The following is a 6,665-nucleotide window of genomic DNA, read 5'->3' on the forward strand; positions in this document are numbered from 1 at the left end:
AACTACCTTCTAGCCAACTAGAAACTGGAAATAATTAGCTTTTCCAATAATTTTTAGAACTAGCAATGACAAAAACCTTAAGAAATCAATATTTTCGAAAATATAATTTCTTAAGGCTTTAAATTGCAAAACTTTTCTAAGTTTCGTTATTTACTTAATCTTGTGTTTATTCATCTTTTCTTCAAAAATCCCGGTAATAATTTGCCGAAGCTCTTCACGTTCTTTCTCTGGTAATTCGCCAGGTCGTTTAGCAACAGCATATAGTTCCGGATTCTGGTTCTTAATTCTTTCAACTGTTTTAGTCGTCGCATGTTTGCGGACAAAGAAAGGAATTTTTCTAATCCAGCCTGCTGGAACCAACGCTAAAATTTTATCAGCCGCTTCCTTATCATCAATCACCGCCGTCGATAATCCCGTTTTTATTTGTTCTTGCTCTTTTTCGGTAAAATCTTTAAGTTCCATAAATATGTTATCCTTTCAATTATTTTTGCCTTTATTATACACCAACTACTACATACAATGTCATTAAGTTTAGCGAATAGCATTGGGTAAGCACATCAGTAATAAGTCAAGAAAAAGTTTAACTTATTTTTGAAAGTAAAACCTAAATTAGGGTGCACTCAAATAAGATCAGCCGTAAAAAGCGCTTTTATGAACTGATTAAGGAGTTATACGCATAAGAAATTAGTTCTTATCTCCATTCACCTACTTTGGCACATAGAGTTGGTGTTCACTTAGTAGAGTGTACACCAAGCGCGTAAATTTCCTTGCGGTCATTGTGACTGCTAGTTTGTATTTATTGCGGGTGACTTCGTCTGCTTCCTTTTGATAGAATGCCTTATACTCCGGCACATACCTTATAACCGAGTTTGCGGCCTCAACTAAGTAATACCACAGGAAATGGTTACCCGTTCGCATAAGGGGAGTATTTTCTGATTGACGCTTACCTGAATTGTGTTTTTTCCAGGTTAATCCAGTATATTTCGCTAAGTTGGCTTGGTCTGCGAATCGATCAATTTGACCAATTTCAGCTAGAATACCACCTGCGTAAACCGGGCCTACGCCCGGGATACTTTCCAGACACTTGTATTCTGACATTGTTTGTACAAGGTCTTCAATCGCCTTGTCAAACTCTTTGATAGATTTCTTTAATGGCCTGATTTCACGGATTGATTACCGAACTCATATCTTAGCTGCTTAAAATATATATTTTTTTGTTGCACGTCATATTGGCTTTAAGTAACTAGACACAAAAAAAGGACTAACTTTCGCTAGTCCCCACGCTTACAGTTAGGTAACCAGCCCAACCATTTGTGCGTTAGGTCTAACCAACCCGTAGCACTAGGGAGGAGGAAAACTCCTGATGTCAATTTACGTTTTATTCATCATTGTGCCAGTTGGTACAATCAAAAAGGTACTTAAGAAGTTACTCAAGTCTTGGCTTGAAGACTAATTAAGTGCTGGGTGCTATCCTTAGGGTAGCGCCTTTTTTAGTTTTCAGCTTTTTTGTCATCATTGTATAATAGAATTTTTAATTCTAAAGACTATTCTTTCTCGTCTTTATGCCAACCAAAAGTAGTTGCAAACATCGTTGTTAAAGTAAGTAAGTAGACGACAACTAAACTACTTACTTTTGCTTCAACAGTTTGCGGTCATTGCTTAGAAAACGACTTCTTTGTAGCTACTTGGGCTACTTGTTTCAAAATTGGTTTAGCCACTTGAGCTGTTGCTAGCTGGGCTTGTACTATTTTGTTATAGTCCTTCGCATTTGCCAAACTGTCAAGATATGCTTGTTTAACTTCTAAATCTGCTTGTGCTTTTTTGACTGCATCTTGGGTAGCATAACGCCTCATTAGCATGGTTATAATTTGCTTGCGCCCTTGAAGTGCTTTATTTTAATGCGACACTAGTGATAATAGACAAATCACTGTGCCTCAACATCAGCATTAACTGGATATATGTTACAGTGGGCCATTCAACCCCTCACCAATTTTTAATCAAATTGTGTGCGTTCGAGGACGGTTACGGATTTAACGTGTCCCGGTACCCTTGCCGTCTAGCCTAAGACATTACCGAAAGCTGCCAAATCAACGTTCCTAGCATCACTCAACTTTTTACCGCTAATACCCACAATTGGCCCATCACGAACACACTTGTGTCTGATGGACCAATTTGGTTTATATCGGATTGAGGGAAACAGTCAATTAAATAATGTACTGATTGGAACATCTATTCTAGACCGTGCAACACATACTTCATTTTTTACGAGATAACATTCAACGTAGTGGTTCCCATTGAATTGTGAATGTTCTATCTTTTGATTATTTCCTTTTACTATTTGCCCTCTAATACAATTTCTTCTAATTGCTTCGTTTCCAACATTCCTAACCTTCCAAAAAACATCATAATCTCGACAATCGGTACTAGTTACTGAGAACCTTAGCTCTTTTTTGATACCAATATACATATTTGGAGATTTACGTAGCCAGAACGTTCTAAAACCGTTTTGAGAAATACGACAATCAATTTGAAGTGAATAACGTATATCAACCGGAAATACATCTTCAATAAATTCTTCTGTATTATCATATGCTTTTTTGAACGCTAGCGATTCTTCAGTTAGAAATTTTGAACTCTCAGACTTAGGAAAATCATTACCTAATATTTCCCTAAGAACATTATTCATATCATCTTCATTGCTCTCGGCATCTTGAATCTGCTTTAATGTTTTTTTTGCTTTTGATACAAAATTACCCTTGCTATTATTAAAAATTTTCTGATTACTACCTAACGCATACCAGTAACTTTGATTTTTATCTAATTTTCCTACATAATCTAAAATACTCTTGAAAATTTCTAAATAATTATCAAAAGAATAGTCATCCTCAAACGTACAACTATTAAGATAGTTAAATACAAATGTATCAATTAATAGACCACCAAATTTAAATCCCTCATTATTCTTCCACTCACGAATAATGTGACAAAAATTAATAAATGCCCCAGAAGACTTCTTGGAGGATTCCATACATTCTTTTTGTTCACTTAACGGATCAGTATATTTCCAACTTCCACCATTATGTGTATCGGGATATTTAAATCTTCCATTCGATTGCTTGAAAGCTGGAACTAATTCAACAGTGTATTTCGTAAATTCAATAACTACAACTTGTCCATCACCTTTTATAAAAGTTTTAGGATAACGTTCCTTCAGTATTTCTTTCACATTCTGTAGCAATTCAGATTGACCATTTGATTCATAACTATCATATTTTGAAAAAAGTGAATTCGGTAAATCGAATAATAGATCCAGATCACTGCTATTTTTAACAGCCGTCATTCTCCCCATCGAACCTACAATGTACATATGATCTTTTTCTTCACTGCTCAAATCATAGTATTTTGAATTTAATTTTTTAGTTATCTCCTTAATTGTAGTATCCATCTCGTCAGATAACTCAAAATTTTTAGAGTTACAAAAACTTTCAAAATCATTTGCTAAGGACATCTTCAGCTATCAGCTCCTATTTTCTAAGATGTTTAGGAAGCATCTTATTAAGTTCTATCTGTGTAAAGAATTGCTCTTCATCATCTTTTAAAGCTTTTTGTGCTCGATTATACGCTTCATCTGATATTTGTAATTGAGCATCATATATTTCTGCAGTTTTTAATAATAAAGCATCTCTTTTATCTATTATTACTGACTCAGATAACGATGTAAAATCAGTTAATAATGAAATATATTCCTCACGTATCTTCCATATCTTCATTAATCCGGTTAGCATTAGGGAGCTCAATTCGCCAGTCATTGTTTAGCCGTTGTGGCATAATGTGTTCAACCTGAGCATCATCAAAGTCGATGGTTTCCTTAGTTCGCGATTCTTCTAGAACTACTAATGCTAATTTAGCTAGATTATTTCGTAAACTGTACAAGTTAACATTCATCAAACTGTCCGCAAATTTTTTATCATCCGGGAAGGAAGCATTCAGTAATGAAACTAACCTTGCCCGATAATCGCCAGCTGCCTTTGTCTTATCACACAAGGCAATTACTGTGCGATTTAACCCATTAGTAGGGAGTTGACAGACCTTCAGTCGGAAAAGATAGCTTTCCATGATCCGAGCAACTTCAACCACATTATCCTGACTAACTTCACCCGTTGAAGCCATCTCCAGCATCGTGAAAAAGTAAGGATAAACCACTCGACTGTCCATGGCATTAATATGACGCAATACTTCTCTAGCAGAGGTCTTAATTCGGACTGACGCTTCTCGTACCTCTCTTCGGCGGAAAGGTCTTCCCAGGCGCGCTCTAGGCTAAACATTTGATTACAGTAATGGATCCCTTGATTAGCCACCGAAGTCGCGTCGGATTCTCTTTTAGGCAAGGAATCATGGAACTTCCGCCTTGCATGAGCCATACAGCCAACAAGAGTCACATCTTGCTGGCTTAATCGTAAATAGCCAGGATATTAATCACAATGAAGGTATCCGCTGAAGCCTGTGAGGAAATCCCACGCTTCCGCGCCTTTTCGTGATCCATGGTGATGTAGGACAATCGGCTTCTCGGCATGCTTGCCTGACAAGAAGGTCCAAATGTAGTCTTTGGCCCTCTCGCTATCCAAGACTCGATATGGTGTCTCATCTGCGTGAATGACATCCAGCTTTAGCGGCTCTTTTCTCAAGAGCTCGTATAGGCTGGAGAGGTAGTACTCACAAACCTTGATATGCCAATTCGAAACCGTCTTGTGATCAAGCGGAAGGCCCATACGCCGCAAGTCCTTCTCCTGTCGGTAGGCAGGAACCTTGAGAACATACTTCTGATAGATCGTATCAGCGATCAAAGAAGCTGAGCCAGGACTGTTGGTTAACGGAGCCTTGGGTACAGGAGCTTTGATAATCTTGTCGGCTGGTGCTTTATCACTGCAGTGCTGGCACTTGTAAGAGTGCTGGATATGATCGATTCTCTTAACTTGGGCTGGAATGTAGAGTAGCTCTTGTCTAGCACAGAAGCTGCCGATCTCTTTCAGTTCGTGCTGGCAGTCTGGGCAGGTAAGGTCATCCAACTGGTAATGAACCTCCTCGCCCGGCAGAGAGTCTAAGATATCTTGCTTTCTGCCGACTTGCTTGCGTCTCTTATAGGTAATAGTTTCGGTAATGCGAGGGCAAGTCCTCGTCATCTTGGGAGGCGTTGTCTTCTTCAAAGAGGCTCAGCTAATCTGGGTTGACAGCTCTCTTTTCGGAAGACTTGCCGTAAAGCTTATTAGTCAAATAAGCAACTTGTTCAGTAAGAAGGGCAACCTGCTTGAGCAATTCTTCGTTATTTGCTTTAAGCGTTTCGATTAAAGCTAAGGTTTCTTTTTCGGTCATGGTTATTGTCCCTCCTTGATTCATAATCATGAGAATACCAGAAAAGCTCGTGAAATCAATACAATTCACGAGCTCTTGCGATATTAATTTTAGGATCAATGGTAAAGCCCTGCATCAAGCGCATGACTTGTTCATCGGACAACTCTCGAACTTCGTCTTCATTGTTTGGCCAGGCCAGCTTCCCGTTCTCGAAGCGCTTATAGAGCAGACAGAAGCCCTGGCCGTCCCAATAAAGTGCTTTAAAGCGATCTCTTCGGCTGCCGCAGAAGAGAAGACGCATCCGGAGAATGGATCGAGATTGAAGCTCTTCTTAACTATGTAAGCAAGCGAATCAATTCCTCGTCGCATGTCGGTCTTACCGCAAACAATGAACACTCGACCTAATTCAGCCAGATTAATCATGGCTCAAGAACCTGTCTACGACTTCGAGCATAAGCTCTCTAGTGGCATCACTGTAAAATGACAGCTCAACCCCATTGGACTTCAGATTAAGGACAAGCCTGTTCTTTGGAAGCTTATTCCTGGGCCTGATTCTGTCCTTCGGCAACTCGAGCGGTACGATTGGATGTTTAGTCATAATATCGTGTTCCTCCTATTCAATTGTTAAGAACAGTATATGACTATTGGCCGGCGGGTAATAGATACCGTGTTATTGGGCGCTTACGAAAAAAAGGCGGATGCCCTCAATTCTTGAGATTATCTGCCTTTTTCGGGTTTATTTAGTTTTCCTTCTTCTTGCGCTTGAAAGCACCCAGGATGCCGATCCCGCCAAGAATAGAAGCAAGTCCTAAGCCAAAGGCGGCCTTGGAATTGTCTTCACCGGTTTGCGGCAGCTGGTCTTGAGCTTGCGCAGCCTTTTGGGCAGTCATTTCAGCAGGCGCAGCTTCCTTGACGCTGACCATCTTGGCCGGTTCAATCGTAGTATTGCCTTGATCGTCAACGTTAGTAACTTTGCCATTCGAATTACTCTTTTGGACATTGTCCTTAACCTGACCCTTTTCATCATCGGTTAAGTGACTGTTATCACCTACTGGGGTCTTGGTCGTTGGAATTACAGGTTTGTTCTTAGATGCATCAGTTTGACCGTTATTTACATTGTCAATTGCTTTATTGATATCCTTAGCAGCTTCATCAATATCCTTCTGACTTGCATGCGGATCGTTCTTGACTTGGTTACCATGATCGATTGCTTTATTCAAATCATCACGATTCTGATCTGAAGTATTGTCATAGTTGCCACTAGTCTTAGCAGAATTACCATTATTGATAGCCTTATTTAGATCATCTTTTGAAGT

8 protein-coding genes and 3 pseudogenes are annotated in these 6,665 nt (G+C 39.3%); all 11 read right to left on the reverse strand.

What is annotated here, in order from left to right:
* Window positions 1-150 precede the first annotated feature (150 nt).
* Entirely contained in the window at window positions 151-462 is a 312-nt protein-coding gene (locus FC36_RS00835; protein WP_025020205.1) for a hypothetical protein, read from the reverse strand.
* 243 nt (window positions 463-705) lie between these two features.
* On the reverse strand, window positions 706-1,098 hold the full coding sequence (locus FC36_RS00840; RefSeq protein WP_023860167.1) for an IS110 family transposase: 393 nt from the start codon (window positions 1,096-1,098) through the stop codon (window positions 706-708).
* 554 nt (window positions 1,099-1,652) lie between these two features.
* Entirely contained in the window at window positions 1,653-1,859 is a 207-nt protein-coding gene (locus FC36_RS00845) for a hypothetical protein (RefSeq protein ID WP_023860168.1), read from the reverse strand.
* 341 nt (window positions 1,860-2,200) lie between these two features.
* On the reverse strand, window positions 2,201-3,508 hold the full coding sequence (locus FC36_RS00850) for a nucleotide-binding domain-containing protein (RefSeq protein WP_023860169.1): 1,308 nt from the start codon (window positions 3,506-3,508) through the stop codon (window positions 2,201-2,203).
* A 16-nt stretch (window positions 3,509-3,524) separates the two neighbouring features.
* Window positions 3,525-3,785, reverse strand: coding sequence for a hypothetical protein (locus FC36_RS00855; protein WP_051990315.1), 261 nt, complete (start codon window positions 3,783-3,785; stop codon window positions 3,525-3,527).
* Entirely contained in the window at window positions 3,748-4,233 is a 486-nt protein-coding gene (locus FC36_RS00860; protein ID WP_035191247.1) for a GmrSD restriction endonuclease domain-containing protein, read from the reverse strand. Before FC36_RS00860 ends, FC36_RS00855 begins: the two co-directional genes overlap by 38 nt.
* Window positions 4,233-5,180, reverse strand: a pseudogene (gene tnpC, locus FC36_RS00865) (IS66 family transposase); the annotation flags it as partial. The gene FC36_RS00860 and the pseudogene tnpC, both read right to left, overlap by 1 nt.
* A pseudogene (locus tag FC36_RS11480) lies at window positions 5,137-5,370 on the reverse strand (transposase domain-containing protein). The pseudogenes tnpC and FC36_RS11480, both read right to left, overlap by 44 nt.
* 55 nt (window positions 5,371-5,425) lie before the next feature.
* Window positions 5,426-5,772 (reverse strand): annotated as a pseudogene (gene tnpB / locus FC36_RS12670) (IS66 family insertion sequence element accessory protein TnpB).
* Complete coding sequence (locus tag FC36_RS12360) at window positions 5,765-5,947, reverse strand: hypothetical protein (RefSeq protein ID WP_025020202.1); 183 nt, start codon at window positions 5,945-5,947, stop codon at window positions 5,765-5,767. The pseudogene tnpB and the gene FC36_RS12360 overlap by 8 nt, the downstream one beginning before the upstream one ends.
* A 142-nt stretch (window positions 5,948-6,089) precedes the next feature.
* The coding region (locus FC36_RS00880; RefSeq protein ID WP_156409489.1) for an LPXTG cell wall anchor domain-containing protein at window positions 6,090-6,665 on the reverse strand (576 nt) is incomplete at its 5' end.

Source organism: Ligilactobacillus equi DSM 15833 = JCM 10991 (assembly GCF_001435735.1).
GTDB lineage: Bacteria > Bacillota > Bacilli > Lactobacillales > Lactobacillaceae > Ligilactobacillus > Ligilactobacillus equi.